The organism is Capnocytophaga sp. G1920 (genome assembly GCF_051417515.1).
Window position 1 is genome coordinate 1 of the sequence record NZ_JBPRKH010000005.1, and the last position, 24335, is coordinate 24335.

Consider the following 24335-nt stretch of genomic DNA (forward strand, 5'->3'; position numbering starts at 1 on the left):
TAAAGAAGTATGCACCTTTTTTAGAAGAAGGAATTACTTCTAAAATAAGTAGTTATGATTCTACAATAGTGAGTATCTCATCCAAACTACTCCATTTAGGAATGCAAAATGGACAGAAGAATAAAAAAGATGAGCAAGGAAAGCTAAGCTTAAAATTCACCATTGGATTTTCAAACTTACCATTCAAGTGTAAAATTCATCACCAGCAAGAAATGATAAGTGAAGATTTAGCACTTGGTGATATTCTCAAGGAACATACTGCTGATAAGAAAGATATAGCAGTGTTCGACAGAGGAATGAAAGACAGAAAGGTAATGGATGAGCTTTCAGATGAGCAGACTCAATATTTTGTCACCCGAATTTACAAAGACTCAAAGTATATTTTAGCAGAAGGGAGTCAAGTAAAGAAATTAGCTGAGCAAGATGAGCATCTGCGCTTAATTAGCAGTCAGAAAGTACATCTTTTCACTAAAAGTCAAAAGAAGACAAAAAATACCTTTCGTTTGATAGAGGGTAGACTGCTAAAGAAGGATGAGAAGAGAGGAGAAATTAAAGAAGAGAAGATACTGTTTTTAAGTAACTTAACCGATGATTTTAGTGATGAGCAAATAGCCGGAATTTATAGGAATCGTTGGAAGATAGAGCAGTATTTTCGTTTTATAAAGCAAGAGCTTAACTTTAAACATTTCTTTTCAAGAAATCTCAATGGCATACAAGTGATGATGTATGTAATATTAATAGCATCAATATTACTATTGACATACATAAAAGAAGAAGGATTGAAAGGCTATAAAATCCCTAAAAGGCGATTTTGTTATGGTTTACAAGATGAAATAATTAAAGAAATTGTAATCCATTGCGGAGGAGATCCTTCAAAAATGTATTCTTATTCAGATAGTTAAAAATGTTCCTTACAACCTTAGTTTTAAACTTTGCCAAAGTTGAATAAACTGACAATACCCCCGCTACTTTACAAGGTGCAGCCTTGATTTTGTTTAAATTTTGTTTGATTTCTGAGGCACAGCCTCATTCTCTTAACACAACCTCACACCCCATTTACCAATTCTCTCATTTTCTCATTTGCTAATTTCCTCATTTTCCAAATTTTCTAATTTCCCTCTCTTGTACGGCTCGCACCTTTGCCAAAGTTGAATAAACTGACAAAACCTCCACTGGTCTACAAGGCGTAGCCTTGATTTTGTTTAAATTTTGTTTAATTTCTGAGGCACAGCCTCATTCCCTTAACACAACCTCACACCCCATTTCCTCATTCTCTCATTCTCTCATTCCCTCATTCTCTCATTCCCTCATTCTCTCATTCCCTCATTTCCTCATTTTCTCATTTTCCGCTCATCGCTTTTGCGTCGCCTTTCCTAGTGCCTATGGCCTATGCCCTAAGGCCTATGTCCTAAGGCCTCAAACCTAAAAACCTAAAATAATTTTGTCAATTCAATAAAAGTTTGTAATTTTGCTTGTCTAAAAATATATTTTGATAATACAAACGCTTATATGACCATTACCTTAGCCTCACTGAAAATAGGACAAACTGCTGTCATTACCGGATTTATCCCTGAATGCCGACAAGAAGTACGGCAACGCTTGCTCGACTTAGGTTTCGTACGCGGGTCAAAAATCAAGATAGAAAACATCAGTCCCCTATCCGACCCCGTTGCGTATAGCATTCACAACACCCAAATCGCCCTCCGCAAAACCGATGCCCTCTGTGTGCTGATTCAGGTGGTAGGGGATAGGGGTTAAGTGTCAGGTGTGCTACACTTTACCAAAGTTTTTGCCTGTGTGGCTCGCACCTTTGGCAAAGTTGATAATCCTTGTAAATAAGAAAAAATAAATATAAACAAATCAAACAAGCGTTCGGCTTGTTATACAACTATGAAAAACACTTGCGATATTTGTGCCCTCAACCCCTCCGCTTCCCTAAAACCCTTAGGCGAAGAGGCGGGCACTTATAACTATACCATTGCCCTCGCAGGGAATCCTAATACCGGCAAAAGCACCGTCTTCAACGCTCTTACCGGCTTGCGCCAACACACCGGCAACTGGCCTGGTAAAACCGTAACACGTGCCGAAGGCAGTTTCTCATTCCATAAGGAACGATACCGCATCATCGACCTACCTGGCACCTACTCTCTGCTTTCTACTTCCGAAGACGAAGAAGTAGCACGCGACTTTATTCTCTTTGGCAAACCCGATGTAACAGTTATCGTAGTAGATGCAAGTCGTTTAGAACGCAACCTCAGCTTGGCACTCCAAATACTCGAAATCACCGATAAAGCAGTGCTTTGTCTCAACCTGATGGACGAGGCGCGCCGGCATCACATCAATATCGATACGCGTACCCTTTCACGCGATTTGGGCATTCCCGTAGTGGCAACATCTGCACGTACCAAAGAAGGTATCGCCGATTTGCTCTTTGCTATCGAAGAAGTGGTAAGGGGTAAATTCCAAACGAAAAAACAAACCTTTATCGACCTTCCTAAGCAAAATGCCGAAGCTATTGCTGAGTTACAGAAGGCACTTTCTGAACTAAATCCCGATTTACCAAATACTCGTTGGCTCTCAATGCGACTCATCGAAGGTGATGAGAGCGTACAAAAAGGTATAGAAGAAGGAGCTTTTTCTGCTGAAAATAACCCCGAAAGGCAGGCGCGTATCTTGCGTATTGCCCAAGAATACCACCATCTCTTAGGCGATACGTACCGCAACGATTTGGTAGAAGCAATCTACGCCCAAGCTACTGCCCTTACCAATGCCTCTGTCAGTACCGATTTTACTGCGCGCTCTTTCCGCATCGACCGCGCGATAGATAAAGTCGTAACACATAAAATTTGGGGTTTCCCTATTATGTTTCTGCTCTTGGCAGGTGTGCTGTGGATTACCATTATCGGGGCTAATTACCCTTCGCAATGGCTCTCCGATTTATTTGTAGGGTGGCTCTATCCGCTCTTGAAAAATGGAGCGAATGTCCTGCATTTCCCTTGGTGGCTCAGCGGTTTCCTTATCGATGGAGTGTACTTGGCTACGGTATGGGTCATTTCAGTGATGTTGCCCCCAATGGCTATATTCTTTCCGCTGTTTACCCTCCTCGAAGACTTTGGCTACCTGCCTCGTGTGGCTTTTAATCTCGATAAGCTCTTTCGCACAGCGGGCGCTCACGGCAAGCAAGCCCTCACAATGAGTATGGGCTTTGGTTGTAATGCCGCAGGAGTGGTAGCAACGCGTATTATCAACAGTCCGCGTGAAAAACTCATTGCCATTATCACCAATAACTTTTCGCTCTGCAACGGTCGTTGGCCTACTCAAATACTCATCGCTACATTGTTCATCGGGGCTTTGGTGCCCAAGCAGTGGAGCGATACAGTAGCAATGCTTGCTGTCATAGGCATAGCCGTGTTGGGGATTGTCTTTTCATTCTTCACCTCGTGGTTATTGAGCAAGACACTTCTCAAAGGCGAATCGTCGTTCTTTGTATTGGAGTTGCCTCCTTATCGTCCACCGCGTTTCTTTCAAACGCTCTACACATCGCTTATCGATAGAACCCTTATCGTACTCTGGCGCGCTGTTGTATTTGCTGCGCCTGCGGGAGCAGTAATATGGCTAATATGCAATCTCCAAATAGCTCACCAGCCCATTGCTCTCTGGCTCATTCAAGGGTTAGACCCCATAGGCGTGTTTATAGGCTTAAACGGCGTAATCCTGCTTGCCTATATCGTTGCCATTCCAGCCAACGAAATCGTCATTCCCACCGTGCTGATGCTCACCACTATGGTCTTAGGGCAAACAGCAGTAGGCGAGGGGGCAGGCGTACTGATGGAAGCCTCAACCTCTCAAGTAGGTACCTTGCTACACGCTGGAGGTTGGACGCTCCTCACCGCCGTAAACCTAATGCTCTTCAGCTTGTTACATAATCCTTGTAGTACTACTATCTACACGATATACAAAGAAACCCATAGCAAGAAATGGACGCTCATTGCTACACTCTTGCCTGTACTATATGGCATAGTAGTGTGTTTTTTGGTGGCAAAACTGTGGTAATAACCTAAAAACATTTGCTTTTTTAGTAAAAACAGGCTATCTTTGCACAGATATTTTAATAAGCAATGATATGAAACGTTTTCTTTTGCTCTTTATACTTCTAACCACTACAACTTATGCACAACTCTCTTCTTACACCTATAAGCAAGAACTGAAAGGTGTAAAGGGGAACACTTGGCATAAACTTATTTTACCCGACCACATCTTTGCACAATTCCAAAGTTATGGCACAGACCTCCGTATTTATGGCGTATCAGCTACTGATACCATCGAAGTCCCTTATACAGTAATCGACACTAATAACATCGTAAAACACAAGGTCAATTTCTCAGTAATAAACAGTAAAGAAACCAAATGCAGTTACATAAACTTCAGTCTGCCTCAGGCTCTTCGCATCTGTAAGATACGCGTTGTCCCTCAAGCCTCTTATGATTATTACAGGAAGCTAAATCTCGCTACTTCTGTTACCGAATCGTATGCGCAAAAACGTTGTGATAGTTATTGTTCTTACGATTTAAGAGAAGCACCACTTAGTTCTAAAACCAATAATACCTTCTCCTTTGATGATATTCTTGTGAAATACGGACAAATAATAATAGAAAACGGAGATAACGAGCCTCTTCCTATTAGCGAAGTCGTAGTGTATGCAATACGTTATACCTTAGCAGCTCGTTTTTTAGACCCTAATCGCACCTATTATTTAGCTTATGGCAAAGAAGATGATTACACCCCCGAATATGATATAGAGCACTTCATAACCGATATCCCCAAACAACTCACCGAATTGCAATATGGCGAAGTCCTCAAACAACCCAAAACAGAAAGCACTTCTGTAAAAGCATCTTCCATTCCTGCCGAAAAATCTCATCAGCAACTCCTTTGGTGGGTAATGGGAGTGATTGTACTGCTTATTTTTATATTTTCAGCAAAGATGATGAAGAAATAAACAGAATACCAACCAAATAGTTTTGCGGTAAGGGAAGTTGATGTGACTCAATATGTGCAAGACCTTGAAAAGCTCAATGAAATCACAGACAACAAAATGATTAAAGGAAGTTAACTAACCCACCCTTCCTTTTCCTCTCTTTTGTGGAAATAGATGTTAAAGACAGTAATGTCTGGTTAGGTATTGGTTATGTATGCCCTAAATAATGAATAATAAACCATAGAATTGTATTGTACAAGGAAATTAGAATTGCCAATGATAGGATTTGAAGTTATCATTAATAAAAAATCTCTTGTAGGAGGAATTCAAGATGGAGTTATCTCTGTTATTATAGAACGGTTAGCTTTAGATGACCGAAATTATTTAGCTATTAATTTTGGAGGATACGATAAAGAGACTGACAGCCATACAGTTTGGTTAGATGAGGAATTACCTATAAACAATACCATTACTGTAAAAGTTATAGAACTTACTAGTAATGAAATTGCGACTTCTCTTCAAAATAGAGCTAATAGAGAAAACTTTGTCAAAGTTCCTTTAAACATAGGTCTTGAAGTGATAGTTCGAGAAGAGGTGCTTTCCGCTCATATAAAGAAAGGAAGTATTCATTTTATTGCTACGTTGCTAAATGATAAAGACAAGTGTGAAATATTTGTAGATTTTGTAGCTACCGAGTGTATGGATAGTGAAGGCAACTCTAAAAAATATTGGTATAAAAAAGCCTTACAATTAGGCGATAGCGTTACCATTGAAGCAAAGGAAATTACTAAAATCACCATATAAAATCTAAATTAAATAACTTTCTCACTATTACTCATTCGTCATTCGTAATTATTTATTACCTTTGCCCCCTAAACAAATAATAGGTAACACGTAATTAGGTAACAAATGCCGTTACCTCTTACCTCTTACCTCTTACCTAAATCAAATGGATCAGAGAAAAAAAGAAGAGGCACTACATTATCACGAGTTTCCACAACCTGGTAAAATCGCTATTGTGCCTACCAAAAAACATTCTACACAACACGACCTCGCGTTGGCTTACTCTCCTGGAGTAGCCGAACCTTGCTTGGCAATTGCCGAAGATAAAAGCAACGCCTATAAGTATACTGCCAAGAGCAACCTCGTAGCCGTAATTTCCAACGGTACTGCCGTGCTCGGTTTAGGCGATATAGGTGCTGAAGCCTCTAAACCTGTAATGGAAGGAAAGGGTTTGCTCTTCAAAATATTTGCAGGTATCGATGTGTTCGACATCGAAGTAGATGCTACCGATGTCGATAAGTTCGTAGAAACCGTAAAAGCTATTGCTCCTACCTTTGGGGGTATCAACCTCGAAGATATCAAAGCGCCTGAGGCTTTCGAGATTGAACGTCGCCTAAAAGAGGAATTGGATATCCCTGTAATGCACGACGACCAGCACGGTACAGCTATCATCTCGGCAGCAGCCCTTGTCAATGCCTTAGAAATAGTAGGTAAGGACATTGCCAAAGCGCAGATAGTAGTAAATGGAGCAGGAGCCGCCGCTATCTCTTGTACGCGCTTGTATGTGGCTTTGGGTGCCAACCCTAAGAACATCGTAATGTGCGACAGTAAGGGTGTGATTCGTAAAGACGCGCCTAACCTCACCGAACAAAAAGCTGAATTTGCTACCGACCGCAACCTTCGCACTCTCGAAGAAGCGGTAAAAGGTTCCGATGTATTTATCGGTCTTTCTAAGGGAGATGTCCTCACCCCCGAGATGTTGCTCTCTATGAATAAGGACGCTATTGTATTTGCAATGGCAAACCCTATTCCTGAAATCGATTACGATTTGGCGGTGAAAACCCGCAAAGATATCATTATGGCTACAGGTCGTTCCGACTTCCCTAACCAAGTGAACAACGTGCTCGGGTTCCCTTATATCTTCCGCGGAGCGTTGGACGTTCGCGCTACTAAAATCAACGAAGAAATGAAACTCGCTGCGGTACGTGCTATCGCCGATCTTGCCAAGAAAACTGTACCTCAGCAAGTAAGTTTGGTATACGGAGGTGAAAATCTCACCTTTGGTCGCAACTATATTATTCCTAAGCCGTTCGACCCTCGCTTGATATACGAAGTACCGCCCGCTATTGCCAAAGCCGCTATGGAATCAGGTGTAGCACAAAAGCCTATTACCAACTGGGAAGCCTATAAAGGCGAACTAATGGACAGAATTGGTGTAGGAAGCAAAGAAATACGCCTATTGCAAGACCGTGCCAAACGAAATCCTAAACGCGTAGTATTTGCTGAAGCCGACCAATTAGAAGTGCTTAAAGCTGCTCAACGCATTTATGAAGATGGTATCGGTATTCCTGTGCTTTTGGGTAATAAAGAAGTGATAAAAGCGCTCAAATACGAAATAGGTTTCACCGGTCGTGTAGATGTAATCGACCCTAAAAGTGATGCCGAAAAAACACGTCGTGAGAAGTTTGTAAAGCATTATTGGAAACTGCGCGAACGCCGTGGTATCACTTACGAAGTAGCCGAACGCCTAATGCGCGAGCGCAATTACTTTGGTACGATGCTCGTAGAAACCGGTCAAGCCGATGCAATGATTACCGGTTACTCTCACGCTTATCCTAATGCGATTCGTCCGGCACTCGAAATCATCAAAAAAGACGAAGGCGTAGAGCGTATCGCAGCCACCAGCATTATGCTCACCAAACAGGGTCCTTTATTCCTTTCAGATGCTACTATCAATATCGACCCTACTGCCGAAGAGTTGGCTAACATCGCCTTGCTTACGGCTCGTGCCGTGAAGTTCTTCGGCTTAAAACCTTCGGTAGCGATGTTGTCGTATTCTAACTTTGGTTCGGCAGTATCCGAAAGTAGCCTCAAAGTGCGTCAGGCTGTAGCTTACCTCCACAAGCACCACCCCGATTTAGTAGTCGATGGTGAAATTCAAGCCGATTTTGCTCTCAATCCTGAGAAGATTGCTAAGACCTATCCGTTCTCTAAGCTCAACAAGGGCAAAGGGGCTAATGTACTCATCTTCCCTAATCTCGAAGCGGCAAATATCAGTTACAAGCTCCTCAAGGAAACCCAACACTTAGACACCATAGGCCCTGTGATTTTAGGTCTTTCTAAACCCATTCACATTACCACTATCGGTTCTACTGTCGACGAAATGGTAAATCTCGCTACCCTTGCAGTAATTGACGCTCAACAAAAATAGTACGAGTCGCACAAACAATTACTGCGAAGTTATATAAACAATAAAAAAATGTTGTTTTCATATTATAAAAAAGGCTGTTCAATATTATTGAACAGCCTTTTTTATACAGCATCTATTTACAATTGCTTCTCGTTACTGTTCCGTGAAATTACTCAGCTTTAGCTGAGTAATCCGTGAAACGGTAATGTTTTACAAAAAAGTCATCTCTGCTAAATTCGTCTAATCCGTGCAATCCGTGCGAGGTTTCCAGAAAGTTTGCTATCTATTTGTCCGATTTGTAAAGATTTGTAAGATTTCTGTAGCGTAAGTCACACTTCTCTTACATCAAACCTACGTTACTCCAAAGTATAGTAGCAAAGCCCCCTATTTTCTTCATAAACTCAATTAATCTTCAATTGTAATTTATTGTAGAGCCACTGTAGAGCCACTGTAGAGCCACTGTAGACCCACTGTAGACCCACTGAAAACCCACTGTAGTTCCGTTTAAAGTTTATTTAAAGTCCGTCAGAGGTCTCACAGAGCAATTGCGCAAAATTATCAACTATAACTCAGTTCGATATGTACGAAGCCAATTAAGAGTTGAAGAAAAATAGTATATTGTTTTATTAAAAGTTATGTTCTTCGTGTATGATAAGCATCGCTACTTCCCCCTTTGAAGGAAGTCAGCGAGCTGGCGTAGCTGAGTATGTGAATAGAGAGGAATGTTTATAATCGGCTAACATAGATGTAACCACACACAAGGTGTATTTCGCAAAACGTAAACAACTACTGTTGATTTTCATCCTCTAATGTTCTCTCCTTAATTATTTTTAGATTTATGTAAAAATAATTTTTAATTTATTTTCGTAGTATCTAAAAATATACTACCTTTGCCCTAAAATAATGATATTAGTAATATATGAAAACTTTTTTATTAGCTATCTCTTTAGCTTTTAGTATTTTGAGTTTCTCTCAGGAAGGTACTATCAAAGGTACTATCACGGCAGAGGGGCAGCCCTTAGAAGCCGTAACTGTCCAACTCGAAGGTAAAACCTTCAAAAAATGGACAACCTCCGACCGCAATGGTCAGTATTCTCTTTCCTTACCTGCTGGCGAATATAGGCTAAAAGTGCGTTCGTTGGGGTATATTCCTTATAACGATAAAGTGGTTATCACAGGAGAAGAGACCCTCTCTCAAGATGTCTCTCTCAAAGAAGATGTGGTCGGAATGGAAGAAGTGGTCGTAACAGCTACCAAAACCAAAGAAAACCGTAAGGACGCACCTGTACTGGTGAGTGTTACTACCAATCGCGAACTGGCAAACGTCAAAGCCCATACCTTGATGGAAGGTCTGGTATTCCAACCGGGTTTGCGCACCGAAGTAAACTGCCAGAACTGTGGTACTTCCCAAGTGCGCATCAACGGTTTGGAGGGTGCTTATTCCCAAATTCTCATCGATAGCCGTCCTATCTTTGGCTCGCTTAATGGTGTGTATGGCTTAGACCAAATCCCTGCCAATATGATTGAGCGCATAGAGGTAATTCGCGGAGGTGGTTCTGCCCTCTTTGGCTCTAATGCCATTGCCGGTACGATCAATGTGATTACTAAAAATCCTACTAAAAACGAGGCACAAGCAGGTATTGTGGGTAACCTCATAGGCGGTAAATCAGCCGATGTGGTAAGCTCTTTCAATGGTTCACTCGTGAGTGAAAACTATATGCGCGGTATCTCTTTCCACGCTATGCAACGCACACGTCAGTCTTACGACGATAATGGCGATGACTTTACCGAAATCACTCGTTTGCGCAATCTCAATGCGGGGGCAAAACTCTTTAACGATTTCACCGACCGTCATAAACTCACTGCCGAACTGAACGTGAGCAACGAAAACCGTCGTGGAGGTAATAAACTCGACGAACCCGAACACCTTGCCGACCTTGCCGAGAGCATTCGCACGCAAATGCTTGGAGGGAATGCAAGTTTCGATTACTTTTCGCCTGCTTATAACCATAAGTTTACCGCCTATACTAGTGCCGAACGCACTCGCGCCGATAACTATTACGGCAGCTTCGACGGCACAGATATAGTAGCCTCTTCTGGCAACTATGGGGTTACTAAAGAAAACATATGGTTACTCGGCGGACAGCATACGGCTTATGTGCCTACGGGCAACGGCAATTTGCAATGGACGTCGGGCGCCGAATATCAATACGACAAGATAGCCGAAAAGCGTCAGAATCCTAATGTGCTTGCCGTAAACCAAAAAGCGAATACATTTGGTCTCTTCACTCAAGCCGATTGGCGTATCTCTCCCAAAATCAAAGTGCTCGGGGGTGTCCGATTCGACAATGTAAATTCCGATATAATGAAGAAAAGCGTTACAGCGCTCAACCCTCGTGCGAGCGTGCTCTACAATATCGATGAGAATTTCATTGCTCGGGGTTCGTATTCAAGAGGATTTAGAGCGCCTTTCTTCTATTCAGAAGATGTACACAGCGAATTGCAAGGAGGTGAAGCACGACGCGTAAAACTCGCCGATGATCTTAAAAAAGAGACCTCCGATAGCTTTACCGCTTCTTTTGAGTATAACCACGCTCACGACAACCACCAATTTGTAGCGATGATTGAAGGGTTTTATACAGCTTTGCACGATCGTTTTACTTATGAAGATGCAGGTTTAGAAAACGGATTGCCTATCCGTGAGAAACGCAATTCCGATGGTGCCGTAGTGAAGGGAGTAAATATAGAAGTGAAGTACAGCCCCAATCCCAAATTTATGGTACAACTCGCCACCACTATCCAAAGTTCTAAATACAATAGTGTGCAAAACCCAGAGGAAAATGTCTATACCGATGAAATTCTCCGCACACCTAATGTGTATGGCAACCTTATGGCTACCTATAAACCACGCCCTAATTGGGATATCAACTTTGTAACTGTATATACAGGTAGTATGAAAACCACTCACTTAAAAGGCTATATTCCTGATACGCGCTTGGAGACCACTCCTGCAATGTGGGACGTAGGCGTGAACACCGCTTATGAGTTTAAATTCCAAAGTTTCTTCCCCTTAGAAGTGAGTTGCGGTATCAAAAACCTCTTCAACCAGTATCAAAAAGATTTCGACAAAGGTGCTGAACGCGACGCCGATTACATTTATGGTCCTTCGCTACCTCGCACCGTGTTTGTAGGTTTGAAAGTAAAGATTTAGTATTCGTTATCAACCTTACCAAATTTTCTAAAAGCGTGTCGTGCTACGACCTTTGCCAAAGTTTCACACTTTGGCAAAGTTAAATAAACTGATGAATAGTTATATTTATATCGTTTTTGTAGGGGCATTTTGCAAACACTCTTCTAAGATACAAAAAAGCGACTCTTTTTTGAGTCGCTTTTTTTATTTTGTGTATTGGAAACTTTGTTACAAATATTAGTAATTCAACTGATAAGTAGTAGTCATATCACTGTTATAACTAATATCAATATTAATATTATCTATTACTTGTGTTCCATTTTTAGTTTTAAGTTTGAAAGTGTGGCGAGCTACTTTATTCACTGTTAAGTCGATAGTTTTACCATTCTTATCTTTTTCCACTTTTATAGGGATAATAATATCAAACACTTTTTCATCACTTTTATCACTTACCAATTGGTACTTTTTGCTCTTCTCAGTACCATTTTGAATGTTAGTAATAAGTGTGTTCAATTTCGTTAAATAATCAGCATCAGTAAAATAACCAAGACCTGTATTTCTACCAGCTCTTGCATTTCGGGTTTCGTTGATAGTCTTTACAAAACCATCAGTATCAAAAGTATAAGTATAGTTATAAGTATAATTTAAAGCCGTGCCATCTTCTGTTAAAACCCTTTGTTGTAACAAGTTCTTAGGAGCCACACCTTGTATCCAACCTATTCGAAAGTCAAAATACTGCATATAACTACCCACGATATCCCCTTCAAAGTTGTACAACAAAAACTTATTTTTGTTCAAGTTGTTGTTATAAGAAAGCTGACTTTCAAAAGTAGTAATTTTGCCGCCCCAATTTACCTTTTCACTAATCTTAGTCAAATTGTCATTTGTCCACTCAAAATCACCCCTAGAACCTTTTGTCAATCGTTGGTTATTGTCGTAAGTCCCTAAACCTAACATATTACCAGCGGCATTGAGTCCTACTTCAAAATTTTCTACACCCCCTGTATCTTTATTTGGAAAAGTTATTTTCACAGAGTTAGCCCCATAAGTAAATGTTTTCACATCATCAGTTTTGCCCTCTTCCTTTGTAGTAATCTTTTTAATTCTTCCTTTTTCATCGTATTCATAAGAAAAGTTCAAAGTCTTTACTACAAATTTTTGACCATTGAGAGTAGGCTCTAACGAACTTTCAAGAGAAGGAGCAGGACCCATACCACCACCTTTGTAATCTTCCACTATAATGAAGTTACAAGAAATAGTACTTACTTTTTTAGTAGGTAAGTAGTCGCTTTGCGTAGTAGGGGTAGTAGTCCCATTACCACCTTTGCCATCACCGCCATTAGGGGTATCATCGTCTTTACTGCCACAGCCTACGAGCATTGCCATTGCTGCGATACTGAATAAAATTTTTTTCATTGAATGTAATATTTTATGAATTTAGATGCAAAAGTAATAATAAATTGTTAATCAGCAAATTTTATTCATTAGTAGTTAGTTGTTAGAAATGAGAACAGCTGAAAGTAGCGAGGAAGTCCGCGAGAGCGGAGTATGTGAGAGGGGGATGTTTCCCCCTAGTGCCTATGGCCTAAGACCTAGTGCCTCTTCCTCTTTCTTTCGTCTCGAAACCTCGTTTTTAACATTTTTAACCTTGTTGTATTATGGTATGAATCAACCACTTACATACCTTTTCTATACCAATCGTCCAAGATTCGTATAAGCTTCCTATAAGCTTCCTATAAGCTAACCCCACCCTTCTTACACCCTTTTTTCACCAAAATTCCTCTCAGCTACCTTTTGAATTTCTCCGTTTCATTCAGCTTCCTCAGATGTGTCACTTTTAGGGGTACACCCTCCGCTGGTGCGAGCTTGTAGCTCGTACCCCATTTTCTAATTCTCTCATTTTCTAATTTACTAATTTTTCCCGCCTGTGTGGCTCACACCGCCTGTATGGCTCGCACTTAGTATTGTTCCAAAAGATATTTAATAAGGTCAGTGGTTGTAACCAATCCCACTAACCTGCCGTTATCCACCACCGGTATAGAGTGAAAACTTTGGTCGGCGAGTATTTCAGCTACTTCTTTAATCGAGGTATCAGCGCTCACCGTAAGAGGTGTTTTAGCCATAATCTGTGGAATAGTATACATATCATACACCACCGAAGTAACTTCCTCTTCGCCATCAGTCATATCAGCAAAACTAATGCGCAAAAGGTCAGAATAGCTTACGATACCTATAAGCTTATCTCCTTCTACCACAGGAATATGGCGAATATTATGCTTCTTAAACAGCCGCTCAGCTTCATAAAGCGATTGAGTAGGAGTAAGAGTTACTAACTTCTTACTCATAATTTGTGATACAGGTACTCTTTGTTTCATAATATATACGTTTTTAAAATGAATAATTCCGTTTTGTAATCAAAATACCCTACAAAGGTAGTTATAAAAGAGATATAAAGCAAAGTGTTTAACAAATATTTAACGTTCTAACATACCTCAACTTCCGAGCTTTCACAGGCTACCTTAACTCAAACTGATGTTGCGTCAGTCTAATCTTTCTTCGCCCCTTACCTTCGAAGCATATAAAATAGAAAAAGCCGTTCAGACATCTCTGAACGGCTCTTTCGTTTCTAGTTAGTGAAAGAAATAATAATAATTTTACTTGTCAATAGACCCTACTACACGCTTCATAAAGCTGTTAAGGGCGTCTTTCTGTGGAGTACCTTGTTTAATCATATTGTCTACCTCGATAGCTCCGTAGAAGTTGGAGAGCAATTCGCCTATTACGTCCAGCTCCTCATCTTTGAGTTGCTCACATTCAATGAGATTTTCGAGCGTTTCTATCGTCTCATTCACGTAATCTTGGTCGTTTGTCTCAATAAATTGAACGATGTGTTTAATTACCGGTAATCTCATCTATAAATTGCTTTAAGAGTTCGGCTTTATTCGTTTGTATTTGGTTCACCAAAGTACCGTTTTTAAAAGCAGCGAAGGTAGGCAAATTATCTACTTTGGCTAATTTGCGTGACTCTGCGAAAGCTTCTGCATCTACATAAATAAAAGTAGCATTAGGAGTTTCGCTGGCATACTTTTTAAACTTTGGTTTCATTATCTTGCAATTACCACACCATCCTGCGCCGTATTGTACGAATACAAGAGGGTTAGAGGCTATTATTTCTTGCAAGTTATCTTGGGTAAGTTCTGTCATTATAAAAATAAAATAGTGATGAGTTTTTTAGTGTGTGATTTTCTCATTCTCATCCCCCCTCTCATAAAGAGAAGAGGGGGAGAATGAGTTCCTTACAATGATCAAGTTATCTATAAGAGTGTTGTTTACTTTTTAGTGAGAAGCTAGGTAGCTGGCTACTCCTTTGCGGTCGGCGTGCATAGCCTCTTTACCTTCTTCCCAGTTAGCAGGGCATACTTCACCGTGTTGTTGTACGTGAGTATAAGCATCTACCAAACGCAAATATTCTTTTACATTGCGCCCTAATGGCATATCGTTAATGCTTTCGTGAAATACTTTTCCCGTTTCATCGATAAGATAAGTAGCACGGAAAGTTACATCATCACCTTCAAGAAGGTAAGCATCAGCTGTTTCATCGTAAATTTCACGAGAGTCGAGAATACCTAAAATACGAGCGAGGTTGCGGTTGCAATCAGCAAGGATAGGGTAAGTTACGCCTTCTATGCCTCCATCGTTTTTAGAAGTATTGAGCCAAGCAAAGTGTACTTCGGGAGTATCGCAAGAAGCACCTATTACTTTCACATTGCGTTTCTCAAACTCAGCCAAAGCTTCTTGGAAAGCGTGAAGCTCAGTAGGGCATACAAAGGTAAAATCTTTAGGATACCAGAAAAGAAGAACTTTCTTTTTGTTGTTCACTGCTTCTGAAAGCACGTTTATTTTGAATGTATCCCCAAGGTCGCTCATAGCATTCACTTCGATATTGGGGAATTGTTTTCCTACAAATGACATATAAATATTGTGTTTTGTTTTACGGGTGCAAAAGTAGGGTGTTTTTGTATAGGAAGAAACGGTTTTTTATTGAAAGATTTTATATGAAGATAAATAATAATTATGCAAGGAAGTTCTTTTATTTCTTCTTGCGCAATTCTCGCCAAATATATACTATTTGTACTATTATTAAAAAGCTGTTAGGCAGTATCACCGGAATACTATTAATTAAGTAACCGTAAACAACAAAGAAAGCACACCCCACCAAATTAGTAAGGCGTATATACACAAGATTATCTTTAATCAAAAAACTGAGCACTACAAATAGTGAAGCAGCATAACCAATAATATCAATCATTATTTTTTGCGTTTAAGTCGGGTTTGACGTCTGAACCAAAACATTGCCAAGGCTCCCAAAGCAAAGGCGATGTACAAATACCACTGAGTACGGTCAGCAGTGCCCCACAAGTTATAAACCTCATAGGCACAGTAAAGAGCGATTGCCAAATAGGCATATTCAAAAAATATACGTGCGTTCATATTATTTTATATTGTTATTATTCTTCTTCGTTATCTTCAATAGCTAAGATACCTGTAGTTTTATGCGCTTTTACAGTAGAAAATTTCTTGTCGAAATCCATACCTATACCATTAGTGACAGTACCTTTAGTTTCATCGGTAAAACTAAATTCTCTATCGGTAAAAATCCAATCTTCTTTTTGGTCCCAAAAGAGCTGAGATGTTTTTAGTTTCTTACCGTCATAAGTAGTGAGTACTACATTGTCGCGCAGTTCTACCATATCGGAGCTGGGGTAGATAATACCGTAGTTAGCTTCTACGATATTTTTATGTCGTGCTTGATCGTAAAACTCTACTTTCACCCCTTCGGGGAATTCAGAGTACGGCATACGCTGATTGGTAAAATCTTTATTTAATTTACTGGTAACAACAGCAACCACCTTAGTAGAATCGGTGTATACGAGTTTAAAATCAAAGGCTTCTCCTTGCGGGAATTTCTTTTGAATACTCAGCTGTTGAAGATTACGCATATCGTTATTACACGAAAAAAGCATTGCCATACATAATAGTAAGGCAATACTTCTTATTATTTTTTCAAGAGTAATTCTTCTCATCTTTTATAGGCTTCTTTTCTATGGCTTACCTTAACAATTTCAACTGTTACAACCTCTTCAAAAATTTTATAAAGAATCCTATAGTCTCCCACTCGTATCCTGTACTTATCATCGTTTGTTAGTTTCTTATAACCAAAAGGTCTTGGATTTTCTTCAAGCGAAACCAAAGCTCTTACAATAGCAGAATAATGAGGCTCTGAAAGGGATTCGATAAATTTACTTATCTTTTTGACAACTACTACAGTGTATTTTTTAGTAGATTCCATTTTTTTTTCTGTTTTCCTCTACTCTTTTTAAAAAAACATCTAAGGGTTCTGTTTCCTCTCCCTCAGCATCTTTAAAGGCTTGGATATCTTCTAAATCTTCATACATTTCGGCTATAGCTAATAATTCTTTATACTCTTCGGCGGGAATTAAAGCTATAGATTTACCATTATTATCAGTTAAAAACTGTGGTGTTTGTAGATTTTGTAAATTGATAGTATGCATAAGTTAAGGATATTTTTTAGCATTATCCATAGAGAGATTTTATATCATTTCTACGGATAATGCTATATTTTTTATCACTATATTACTTACAAACGTGGCACTGTGATAGATTGTCCTATCCAGCATTTAAAAGTAATGTTTTTACCTGCTAAACCAGATTCAAATACATCTACTTTTGAAGGAGCTAAAGCATCGTAACGAGCAGCTAAACTTTCCAAACCTCCTTTACGAGCAGTTTTAGCAGCTAACCAATAAACGGCTCTTTTTTCAAAAGGAGTACTACCACATTCATTAGCTGAGCTTGCGTAGGCGTGTGCCATAATACGATAAGCGTCGGAGTTTGAAGGGTTGTAAGAAAGTGCTTTTTGAGCATAGGCAACCGCTTGTGCTTTGCTGTGTTTAGAGGCGATACGAATGAGCAATTTTGATTTCTTAAAGTTGTCTGTCTCTAAGTTCACTGACTCATTGTAGTACTGAATGGCTCTAGAAGAGTTTCCTGCTTTGTCATTCATTACCCCTAAATAGTAAGCTGAGTTTGCTGACGGTTTTACGTTGTGCAATGAGGTTACGATTTTCACGAATAGAGGGTCTTTGGTACAATCTTTATCTGACATTTTACCTGCTGCACGGCGTAACCATTCTTCATTGTTCTTATTTGCCTCAAAGTTCTTGGTGTAAAGAGGAATAAGGTTTTTACAATCAGCAAGCTGACCGAGTTTAGCATCTACGCTCTCTGCAATAGTTTCGTAGTTATCTACACGTTTACGACAACCGTCCAAGAGCCTTTTGTCTTTTTCGCTAAGAGTACCTGCTTCTTCTTGAGCTAAATACTTGTTGATAGTTTCAGAAAGCTCATTCTTTTCGTCTTGAATTTTATCGGATACGTTGTCATAAGCATCGAATACTTCTTGCAATTCTTTTTGTCCTTTTTCGTGTAAAGAAACTAATTCAGAGAAGTACAAGTACAGAGCCTTTTCGTTTTTAAAGTTAGCTTTATCTTCGGTAAAGGCTTTGTGCAAAAGGTCGTAAATCTCTTTATCTGTTCCTATTTTTTCATCGAACATCAAAAGGGCTTGACGAATACGCATTTCAGTAGCTGAAAGACGTGTAGGGAAAGTTTTGTTATAATCGGTATAGAGTTGTAACAATTCTTTGGCATTTTGAGTCTTTTCAGCACCTGTGGTTGTATTCATTTTGTCTTGCAAGATGCGTTCGCCATAGGCAAAGGTAGCATAGTGTAAAGAAGGGCATTGGGTATATACTTCCTTCCATACAGGATAAGCCTCTTTGTAATTTTTGGCTTTGGCATACTCACTAAATATAGAGAGTTTTTGCTTTAATTCTTCGTTGTTTTTGCAATCTTGTGCTTGTGCATAGGCAGCATAAAAGAAACTTGCAACTACTGTGGCTAATAAAATTCTTCTTCTCATTCTTTGTTTGTTTTTTATTGATATTTTGTTCGTTGGAACCACTTATCGTTTAAAGTGAAACCTATTTTTAAGTTGAAATAATTTTCCTTTACTAAATTGGCTGAGGTAGTACCTCTTATGCCATATTCTCCCACAAGGGTAAGATTTGAAAATCCTTTTACGGGTAAACTAAGTCCAAAAGACGTGCCAAAGTCGTTTATGTTTTGATTATTGAGCACAATTCCTGTATTTTCATAGCGCAAACCTATACGGTAGGTTACTCTTTTCCAGTAACTTGAATAGGAATTGTAGTTAGGAATCCAAAAACCTCCTAAGGCTATTTTGTATCCGTCGGTATAACTGACATTGGTGGTAGTAAGGAACGGATTTGAAAAAGCTTTTGTATTAGCATAGGTATACTCAATCCCTGTAAACCATTTTTGGTGTTCTCCTAAACCTAATCCAAACTCTATTTGAGTGGGTAAGGTGAGTGAGGTATTTTTGAGCCCTAAGGCTTCTAAATCTAAAGCACGTGTTTCGCGTATTGCCAATTGTGGTGCGGAACGCCTGTTATTTCCTGTTACATAGCCTAAGGTAGAGATATTGCGTTGGTTTTCAGAAGACAGTTTGCTTTGTGGTGTATATACCAATGAGGTATACAAACGCAAGCGGTGTTTCAAAGTCTCTTCGTAATACAAACCTAAGTTAAAAGCTCCTCCTTTTAGGCGTGATTTGCTAAACTCTTGGGTATAGAATTGTACATCTTTTTGTTGCAAGAGGTCCGTCATATCAATGGTTCCAAAGTTATAACGGAAAGAAGCTCCTAAACTGAATCCGCCGAATATCTTTACCCCAGAGGAAAGAAAAAACTGATTCACATTTCCTTTTCCTTCAAACTGATTTACTCTTTCACTTGTGGTGTGCTTCAGTTTATAACCTACCGATGAGTAAGGCACCAACCCAAACGATACCCCAAAGTTTTCGAGAATAGGGAACCCGAGTGTAAAATAATCGAAGGCAGAGGATTTAGTACCTATTTTTGTTTCATTTGTAACAATATTTTTGCTTTGCATTGTAAATCCGGCTGAAAAAGCGGTGAATTTTAAGTGCGAAAGTGAGGCAGGATTCTGCATATTGATACGAGTAGAATCGGCATAGACACCAATTCCGCCCATAGCACTTTCCTCGGCTATACCGTTAAAATTGCGTTCACCGACTCCGTAAAAAGAGTAAGGCGACTCAGTAGTTTGTTGCGCAAAACTCACGTAAACGGTTGTAAATAAAGCACTAATAAGTGTGATTAGTTTCTTGTTCATAAATATTTATCCAATATTAGTAACGTGTGCCTCTCCTTCTTTTGTTTGATATTCTAAGATGGCATTCAGCCCCTCGAGCAACACGTATGAGCCTGCAAATATCTGATTTTTTATTCTTTCTTGCAAATAATTTTGATTACCCCCTGTTAAAATAGTGATAAGCGAAGGGAATTTTGCTTCGTATTTTTTAATCACTCCCTCGATTTCGCACACCACATTGTGATAGACACCTGAGAGCATACAGCTTTCGGTAGTATTTCCTATAAACTGTTCAGTATCAAAAAACTGTTCGGATACTAATGGCAGTTTGGAAGTGAAATGGTGCATCGCTTTTAGGCGCATTGCTATCCCTGGGGCGATAGCTCCCCCGAGGTACTCTTTTCTATCGGTAACTATATCAAAAGTAATGCAGGTACCCGCGTCGATAATGAGTACGTTGCGGTTGGGAAAACGTGTCACCGCACCTGCTACCAGAGCCAAACGGTCGATACCTAACGAGTGAGGGGTTGCATACTTATTGACGAAAGGCACAGGGGTTTCAGCAGTGAGGTATAACACATCTGGCAGGAGTTGTTCTAAGAAAGAGAAACGCTCTTTAACCCCAGTTACCACCGAAGCGATGATGCAATGAGTTACCTCGTTTAAAGGTACTTTGCTTAAAAAAGATTCTTGAAAACCCTCTTTGGCAAAGGAAAGAAAGAATGTTTGTATTCCTTTTTTGAACAGCGCTACTTTTATGGACGTATTACCTTCGTCTATTATTAAATTCATTTTCAAAAATCAGTGGGTGCGTGATTATCCTGCAATAATTGCGCCAAAAAAAGAAGGTCTCCTGTTTCCTTTTATTTTACTCGTACTCGTGAGGAAGCTACTAATGAGGCTAAAACGCCCAAAACTACAATGGTAGCCAATACAATGAGTACATTTAAAGGAGTAATAGCGACAGGGTAGGCTAAGGTAGGGCTTATCATTACAAACTCGAAATGTTGTTGTAAGAGGACTACCGCAACGCCTAAGGCAATGCCTATCAGAGCGCCGATTACCGATGCCATCGTGCCTTGCCAGAAGAATATCTGTCGCATTTGTTTTTCGTTCATACCGAGCGCATAGAGCGTTTGCAGGTCGTCTTTCTTGTCGAGTATCATCATAATGATAGCACCTACGAGGTTGAAAAGCGCAATGATGAGCACCAAGATGAAAATCAGATACACCGCTATATTTTCGGTATTGAGCATACGGTAAAGCGCATCGTTTAGCTGTGCGCGGTTTTTCACTACTACGGGCTCTTGAAAGAGTTGTGAGAGCTGTTCGACGACTTGCTTTTCATCAGCATTTGGAGCTAATTTCACTTCTATCGCTGAGACCTGACCCTTACTTAGCCCCAATAAGAATTGGGCTTCGTCTAATGATGAAAATACGTATTTCTTATCTAATTCTTCGGTGAGTTGGTAGATGCCTTGTACTACTGAAAAGGCTTGACGGTAGGGCATTGGGTCGTTTAGGATACTGCCTTTGCCTGCCTTGGGAACTACTATTTGAAGAGGGGAAGAACCATCGAGGAGATTTAAACCGAGATTATTGAAAATAGTAGCGCCCACTATCACACTGGGAGGTGAGAGCTCCCAATTGCCCAGCACGAGGATACTATCGACATCGTTTACTTTGGGGTACTCAGCATCTACTCCCTTGATATAGGCGATGTGGTTTTTTTGGTTGTGAGTGAGAAACACCTGTTCTTCTAACACTTTGGTAAAGTGAGCTACCGATGAGAGTTGGCTTAATTTGAGCGTATCTTGATTGGTGAGTGATAGGTATTTGCCTGTTTTAGGAAACACTTTTAGGTCGGGGTCGAAAGTAGAGGAGAAGGAAAGCGTAAAGTTTTTGAGACCTGCGAAGCCGGCGAGCACAATAAAGAGGGCAGCGCCACCCAACACCACCACAAAAGCCGTAACCCTATTGATGATGTTGATAACGTTCTGCGAACTTTTGGCGAACATATAACGCCTTGCTATGTAGAAAATTGAAGTCATTGTTAATGATTAGTGATTAATGGTTAGTGGTTAATGAAAAGTGCAAAGATATGGAGTAATTAGCAAAATGGCAAAATTTGGGAATTAGCAAATTCTAAAATACGCCATTACTGCCTTGTACTCATCTTGTGCTGTTAAGCAAGTGTCGAGCAAAAAGCCTTCTGTTTGTTGCCAATTTTGTAGCCCGCGATAGTAGAACCAACGGAGTTGTTCGGTAATAATAAAAGGAACTATGTTGTTAGCTAAACATTCTTTAAAGAGCAACAAACGCCCTATGCGTCCGTTGCCGTCTTGAAAGGGGTGAATGGTTTCAAAACGCCAATGAAAATCGACCAAATCACGAAAGGTTTTGGTTTGTTTTTGGTGGTAATCGACTAACAAAGCGGTCATTTCCTGTTCTACATTTTCAGGCAGAGTGGTGGCATTGCCTCCTACTTCGTTAGGTAGTTTCTTATAGTCGCCTATCGCAAACCAATCTTTATTGCTATCGGAAGTATCTGCTTTGAGAATACCGTGAAAGGTTTTAATCATCTCTTGGGTAAGAGGTTCAGTAGCGCATTCCAACATTGCATCAAAAGCCTTAAAATGATTAATAGCTTCGAGAATATCATCAATTTTTACCGCTTGCTGGGTAATGCCAATGGTATTGGTTTCGAAAATATAGCGCGTTTGCTCGTGTGTGAGCTGGCTACCTTCTATATGATTGGAATTATAGCAAAAATCTATCTGAGTGCGGTGATAAATACTGCCCTTTAGCTTTGTTTCTTTCTCTTGTAATAATCGTTTTAAAAGCATTTTATTTCTTTAATAATTTAGCTGTGTTCTTCTCCAATACTTTTAAACTCTCTAAGTATGATTCTTCAATAGGTGAAAGGGTTCGGGCTTCATAAGCACGGTATTCTCGTGTTGCTTTTTTCTCGGCTTCGTCGTGACTAATAGATCCCGCTCCTTTTAATACGCCTTTGCCATAATTGGCTGAAAATTTATCTAATTCATCTACCCAATTTTGCATATACATAGGGTTTTGTGTTTGTGCTTTAAGTTCAGCCAAATCAAAAAAAGCTGAAACAAGACGATTTAGGCGGAATAATTCTTCTTCGGTGAGATAGTTTTTAGCGATTTTAGCTTCGTTCAAAGTAGGTAAAGCCCCTTTAAAAGTAGTGAGTCCCATAAAATCTTTGGTACTATCAGCTCTGTTATAAATGAGTTCAGCCGAGGTTTGCAGGCTACTGGCGTAATGCAGTTTGTTTTGTACTACTTTGAAAAAAGTGAGGGTTGTTTCACTTTTAGGGTCGTAATCTTTACTGGTAGCATACAAATCTAACACTTGGCGGTATAAAGCTTTTTCACTTGAACGAATATCGCGAATTCTATTGAGTAGTTCTTTCCAATAATCACCTCCTCCATTGCCTTTGAGGCGCTCATCGTCCATCGTAAAACCTTTTATGATGTATTCTTTCAGTCGTTGTGTTGCCCATTGGCGAAAGCGAGTTGCTATACTACTTTTTATCCGATAGCCAACAGAGATAATCATATCAAGATTATAATAATCTAATTGTCTTCTAACATCTCGGGTACCTTCTTTTTGAACTGTCAAGAAATTCTTGACAGTTGAATCGGGTATAAGTTCTCCTTCTTCAAATATATTCTGAATGTGTAAACTTATATTTTGTTTGGAAGTGTTAAAAAGCTCAGCCATTAATTGTTGTGTAAGCCATACGGTATCCTCTTCGAGTCTTACATCTATTTGGGCTGAACCATCTTCTCGCTGATAGAATAAGATTTCTCCTTTTTGGTTTTCCATTTTTTGCAGGTTAAATTAGCAAACTTTTATTTTTAATATTTTTACGTCATTTTTCTTTTGTAGAGCAAGTCTCGGTTTTCGATGGGGTTTTCTTCCTCTTTGAGGGATTGCTCGATGCCCTCAATGTATTGCAAAGAATCGTCGATATAAAAATACAACTCGGGCATACGACGGAATTGGTGTTTGGTGATTTGCGACAGTTCGTGCTTGATCAGGGGCGCATTGGAGGTTACACCTTTGAGCACCTCAGCTGCCTTTGCTTCTGGGAAAACACTGAGGTACACCTTGGCTACTGATAAATCGACGGTTACATTTACTTTGGTTACTGAGATGAGTAGGTTTTGTTGCCCTGCATCGCGTATGGATTGCTGCAACACTTTGGCTAATTCTTCTTGAATAATGCCTGCTATTTTCTTTTGTCTGTTGTTTTCCATTAGTTTGTTTATTTATGGTGCAAAGATAGGGAATAATACTGATAATACCAAAAATGCCAAAAGAGCGGTAAAAATTAGGAAATTAGAAAATAAGAGAATGAGGAAATGAGAGAATTGGTAAATGGGGTGTGAGGTTGAGTTAGAGGAATGAGGCTGTGCCTCAGAAATTAAACAAATTTTAAACAAAATCAAGGCTACGCCTTGTGAACCAGCGGAGCTATTGTCAGTTTATTCAACTTTGGCAAAGGTGCGAGCCGCACAGGCGAGGAAAATTAGAGAATTTGGAAATGAGGGAATTAGCAAAAGGGTAGTGATAAAAATGGTTTTTTGACAGGTCTGACTTGTCGGACAAATTGGACTGGTTAGGAGCATTCGGAAGGAAACGGAAAAATTCGGAAGAGGAGAGGA

At 39.8% G+C, this 24335-nt stretch carries 24 protein-coding genes; 7 read left to right on the forward strand and 17 right to left on the reverse strand.

The features are described 5' to 3' along the window. The 7 genes from ACSQ7D_RS04240 to ACSQ7D_RS04270 all read left to right on the forward strand — a co-directional run. The coding region (locus ACSQ7D_RS04240) for a transposase (RefSeq protein WP_437135484.1) at nucleotides 1-902 on the forward strand (902 nt) is incomplete at its 5' end. A gap of 607 nt (nucleotides 903-1509) precedes the next feature. After that, nucleotides 1510-1758, forward strand: a complete 249-nt coding sequence (locus ACSQ7D_RS04245; RefSeq protein ID WP_437135485.1) for a FeoA family protein — start codon at nucleotides 1510-1512, stop codon at nucleotides 1756-1758. Between the two features lie 132 nt (nucleotides 1759-1890). After that, nucleotides 1891-4053, forward strand: coding sequence for a ferrous iron transport protein B (gene feoB, locus ACSQ7D_RS04250; protein ID WP_437135486.1), 2163 nt, complete (start codon nucleotides 1891-1893; stop codon nucleotides 4051-4053). A 70-nt stretch (nucleotides 4054-4123) separates the two neighbouring features. After that, nucleotides 4124-4999: a hypothetical protein gene (locus ACSQ7D_RS04255; RefSeq protein ID WP_437135487.1), complete on the forward strand. Its 876-nt coding sequence runs from the start codon at nucleotides 4124-4126 to the stop codon at nucleotides 4997-4999. Between the two features lie 255 nt (nucleotides 5000-5254). Then, nucleotides 5255-5782, forward strand: a complete 528-nt coding sequence (locus ACSQ7D_RS04260) for a hypothetical protein (protein ID WP_437135488.1) — start codon at nucleotides 5255-5257, stop codon at nucleotides 5780-5782. 145 nt (nucleotides 5783-5927) lie between these two features. Continuing rightward, on the forward strand, nucleotides 5928-8192 hold the full coding sequence (locus ACSQ7D_RS04265; protein WP_437135489.1) for an NADP-dependent malic enzyme: 2265 nt from the start codon (nucleotides 5928-5930) through the stop codon (nucleotides 8190-8192). A gap of 898 nt (nucleotides 8193-9090) precedes the next feature. Then, nucleotides 9091-11382 carry a TonB-dependent receptor gene (locus ACSQ7D_RS04270; RefSeq protein ID WP_437135490.1) on the forward strand — a complete coding sequence of 764 codons (2292 nt, stop codon included), beginning with the start codon at nucleotides 9091-9093 and terminating at the stop codon, nucleotides 11380-11382. Nucleotides 11383-11598: 216 nt separating this feature from the next. Here ACSQ7D_RS04270 and ACSQ7D_RS04275 read toward each other — a convergent pair whose 3' ends face one another. The 17 genes from ACSQ7D_RS04275 to rbfA form a co-directional block, all read right to left on the reverse strand. Further along, entirely contained in the window at nucleotides 11599-12777 is a 1179-nt protein-coding gene (locus tag ACSQ7D_RS04275; RefSeq protein ID WP_437135491.1) for a DUF4595 domain-containing protein, read from the reverse strand. 542 nt (nucleotides 12778-13319) lie between these two features. Further along, entirely contained in the window at nucleotides 13320-13736 is a 417-nt protein-coding gene (locus ACSQ7D_RS04280) for a CBS domain-containing protein (protein ID WP_437135492.1), read from the reverse strand. Between the two features lie 279 nt (nucleotides 13737-14015). Continuing rightward, on the reverse strand, nucleotides 14016-14273 hold the full coding sequence (locus ACSQ7D_RS04285; protein WP_009417095.1) for a DUF6952 family protein: 258 nt from the start codon (nucleotides 14271-14273) through the stop codon (nucleotides 14016-14018). Beyond that, nucleotides 14254-14565: a thioredoxin family protein gene (locus ACSQ7D_RS04290; RefSeq protein WP_009419978.1), complete on the reverse strand. Its 312-nt coding sequence runs from the start codon at nucleotides 14563-14565 to the stop codon at nucleotides 14254-14256. Before ACSQ7D_RS04290 ends, ACSQ7D_RS04285 begins: the two co-directional genes overlap by 20 nt. 132 nt (nucleotides 14566-14697) lie before the next feature. Continuing rightward, a complete protein-coding gene (locus tag ACSQ7D_RS04295) occupies nucleotides 14698-15333 on the reverse strand; it encodes a peroxiredoxin (protein ID WP_437135493.1) in 636 nt (211 codons plus the stop codon). Nucleotides 15334-15451: 118 nt separating this feature from the next. After that, nucleotides 15452-15670, reverse strand: a complete 219-nt coding sequence (locus tag ACSQ7D_RS04300; protein WP_437135494.1) for a uroporphyrinogen decarboxylase — start codon at nucleotides 15668-15670, stop codon at nucleotides 15452-15454. Next, entirely contained in the window at nucleotides 15670-15852 is a 183-nt protein-coding gene (locus tag ACSQ7D_RS04305; RefSeq protein ID WP_009409979.1) for a hypothetical protein, read from the reverse strand. Before ACSQ7D_RS04305 ends, ACSQ7D_RS04300 begins: the two co-directional genes overlap by 1 nt. A 17-nt stretch (nucleotides 15853-15869) precedes the next feature. Further along, nucleotides 15870-16445 (reverse strand): LPS export ABC transporter periplasmic protein LptC, encoded by a 576-nt coding sequence (lptC, locus tag ACSQ7D_RS04310; RefSeq protein WP_009409980.1) that lies wholly within the window; start codon nucleotides 16443-16445, stop codon nucleotides 15870-15872. After that, nucleotides 16442-16711, reverse strand: coding sequence for a type II toxin-antitoxin system RelE family toxin (locus ACSQ7D_RS04315; protein ID WP_002674181.1), 270 nt, complete (start codon nucleotides 16709-16711; stop codon nucleotides 16442-16444). Before ACSQ7D_RS04315 ends, lptC begins: the two co-directional genes overlap by 4 nt. Continuing rightward, on the reverse strand, nucleotides 16698-16934 hold the full coding sequence (locus ACSQ7D_RS04320) for a hypothetical protein (RefSeq protein ID WP_002674180.1): 237 nt from the start codon (nucleotides 16932-16934) through the stop codon (nucleotides 16698-16700). The genes ACSQ7D_RS04315 and ACSQ7D_RS04320 overlap by 14 nt, the downstream gene beginning before the upstream one ends. Before the next feature lie 86 nt (nucleotides 16935-17020). Further along, nucleotides 17021-18364: a hypothetical protein gene (locus tag ACSQ7D_RS04325; protein WP_009417067.1), complete on the reverse strand. Its 1344-nt coding sequence runs from the start codon at nucleotides 18362-18364 to the stop codon at nucleotides 17021-17023. Nucleotides 18365-18378: 14 nt separating this feature from the next. Further along, the gene (locus ACSQ7D_RS04330) at nucleotides 18379-19659 is read right to left on the reverse strand and encodes a hypothetical protein (protein ID WP_437135495.1); all 1281 of its coding nucleotides are present in this window, start codon (nucleotides 19657-19659) and stop codon (nucleotides 18379-18381) included. Nucleotides 19660-19665: 6 nt separating this feature from the next. Further along, nucleotides 19666-20430, reverse strand: a complete 765-nt coding sequence (locus ACSQ7D_RS04335) for a type III pantothenate kinase (RefSeq protein WP_111972192.1) — start codon at nucleotides 20428-20430, stop codon at nucleotides 19666-19668. 71 nt (nucleotides 20431-20501) lie between these two features. Continuing rightward, complete coding sequence (locus ACSQ7D_RS04340) at nucleotides 20502-21656, reverse strand: ABC transporter permease (RefSeq protein ID WP_084667242.1); 1155 nt, start codon at nucleotides 21654-21656, stop codon at nucleotides 20502-20504. Between the two features lie 117 nt (nucleotides 21657-21773). Continuing rightward, entirely contained in the window at nucleotides 21774-22484 is a 711-nt protein-coding gene (locus ACSQ7D_RS04345) for a Fic family protein (protein WP_437135496.1), read from the reverse strand. 1 nt (nucleotide 22485) lies between these two features. Continuing rightward, on the reverse strand, nucleotides 22486-23493 hold the full coding sequence (locus tag ACSQ7D_RS04350; protein ID WP_437135497.1) for a virulence RhuM family protein: 1008 nt from the start codon (nucleotides 23491-23493) through the stop codon (nucleotides 22486-22488). Between the two features lie 41 nt (nucleotides 23494-23534). Beyond that, nucleotides 23535-23927 (reverse strand): 30S ribosome-binding factor RbfA, encoded by a 393-nt coding sequence (gene rbfA, locus ACSQ7D_RS04355; RefSeq protein ID WP_002674172.1) that lies wholly within the window; start codon nucleotides 23925-23927, stop codon nucleotides 23535-23537. Nucleotides 23928-24335 lie beyond the last annotated feature (408 nt).

Excerpts from the sequence above, each read along its gene's own strand:
- lptC (WP_009409980.1), bottom strand. The coding sequence starts at position 16,445 with ATGAGAAGAATTACTCTTGAAAAAATAATAAGAAGTATTGCCTTACTA.
- ACSQ7D_RS04305 (WP_009409979.1), bottom strand. The coding sequence starts at position 15,852 with ATGAACGCACGTATATTTTTTGAATATGCCTATTTGGCAATCGCTCTT.
- ACSQ7D_RS04340 (WP_084667242.1), bottom strand. The coding sequence starts at position 21,656 with ATGTTCGCCAAAAGTTCGCAGAACGTTATCAACATCATCAATAGGGTT.
- ACSQ7D_RS04350 (WP_437135497.1), bottom strand. The coding sequence starts at position 23,493 with ATGGAAAACCAAAAAGGAGAAATCTTATTCTATCAGCGAGAAGATGGT.
- ACSQ7D_RS04255 (WP_437135487.1), top strand. The coding sequence starts at position 4,124 with ATGAAACGTTTTCTTTTGCTCTTTATACTTCTAACCACTACAACTTAT.
- ACSQ7D_RS04290 (WP_009419978.1), bottom strand. The coding sequence starts at position 14,565 with ATGACAGAACTTACCCAAGATAACTTGCAAGAAATAATAGCCTCTAAC.
- rbfA (WP_002674172.1), bottom strand. The coding sequence starts at position 23,927 with ATGGAAAACAACAGACAAAAGAAAATAGCAGGCATTATTCAAGAAGAA.
- feoB (WP_437135486.1), top strand. The coding sequence starts at position 1,891 with ATGAAAAACACTTGCGATATTTGTGCCCTCAACCCCTCCGCTTCCCTA.
- ACSQ7D_RS04320 (WP_002674180.1), bottom strand. The coding sequence starts at position 16,934 with ATGCATACTATCAATTTACAAAATCTACAAACACCACAGTTTTTAACT.
- ACSQ7D_RS04245 (WP_437135485.1), top strand. The coding sequence starts at position 1,510 with ATGACCATTACCTTAGCCTCACTGAAAATAGGACAAACTGCTGTCATT.
- ACSQ7D_RS04265 (WP_437135489.1), top strand. The coding sequence starts at position 5,928 with ATGGATCAGAGAAAAAAAGAAGAGGCACTACATTATCACGAGTTTCCA.
- ACSQ7D_RS04345 (WP_437135496.1), bottom strand. The coding sequence starts at position 22,484 with ATGCTTTTAAAACGATTATTACAAGAGAAAGAAACAAAGCTAAAGGGC.
- ACSQ7D_RS04300 (WP_437135494.1), bottom strand. The coding sequence starts at position 15,670 with ATGATTGATATTATTGGTTATGCTGCTTCACTATTTGTAGTGCTCAGT.
- ACSQ7D_RS04315 (WP_002674181.1), bottom strand. The coding sequence starts at position 16,711 with ATGGAATCTACTAAAAAATACACTGTAGTAGTTGTCAAAAAGATAAGT.
- ACSQ7D_RS04330 (WP_437135495.1), bottom strand. The coding sequence starts at position 19,659 with ATGAACAAGAAACTAATCACACTTATTAGTGCTTTATTTACAACCGTT.
- ACSQ7D_RS04275 (WP_437135491.1), bottom strand. The coding sequence starts at position 12,777 with ATGAAAAAAATTTTATTCAGTATCGCAGCAATGGCAATGCTCGTAGGC.
- ACSQ7D_RS04295 (WP_437135493.1), bottom strand. The coding sequence starts at position 15,333 with ATGTCATTTGTAGGAAAACAATTCCCCAATATCGAAGTGAATGCTATG.
- ACSQ7D_RS04260 (WP_437135488.1), top strand. The coding sequence starts at position 5,255 with ATGATAGGATTTGAAGTTATCATTAATAAAAAATCTCTTGTAGGAGGA.
- ACSQ7D_RS04335 (WP_111972192.1), bottom strand. The coding sequence starts at position 20,430 with ATGAATTTAATAATAGACGAAGGTAATACGTCCATAAAAGTAGCGCTG.
- ACSQ7D_RS04325 (WP_009417067.1), bottom strand. The coding sequence starts at position 18,364 with ATGAGAAGAAGAATTTTATTAGCCACAGTAGTTGCAAGTTTCTTTTAT.
- ACSQ7D_RS04270 (WP_437135490.1), top strand. The coding sequence starts at position 9,091 with ATGAAAACTTTTTTATTAGCTATCTCTTTAGCTTTTAGTATTTTGAGT.
- ACSQ7D_RS04285 (WP_009417095.1), bottom strand. The coding sequence starts at position 14,273 with ATGAGATTACCGGTAATTAAACACATCGTTCAATTTATTGAGACAAAC.
- ACSQ7D_RS04280 (WP_437135492.1), bottom strand. The coding sequence starts at position 13,736 with ATGAAACAAAGAGTACCTGTATCACAAATTATGAGTAAGAAGTTAGTA.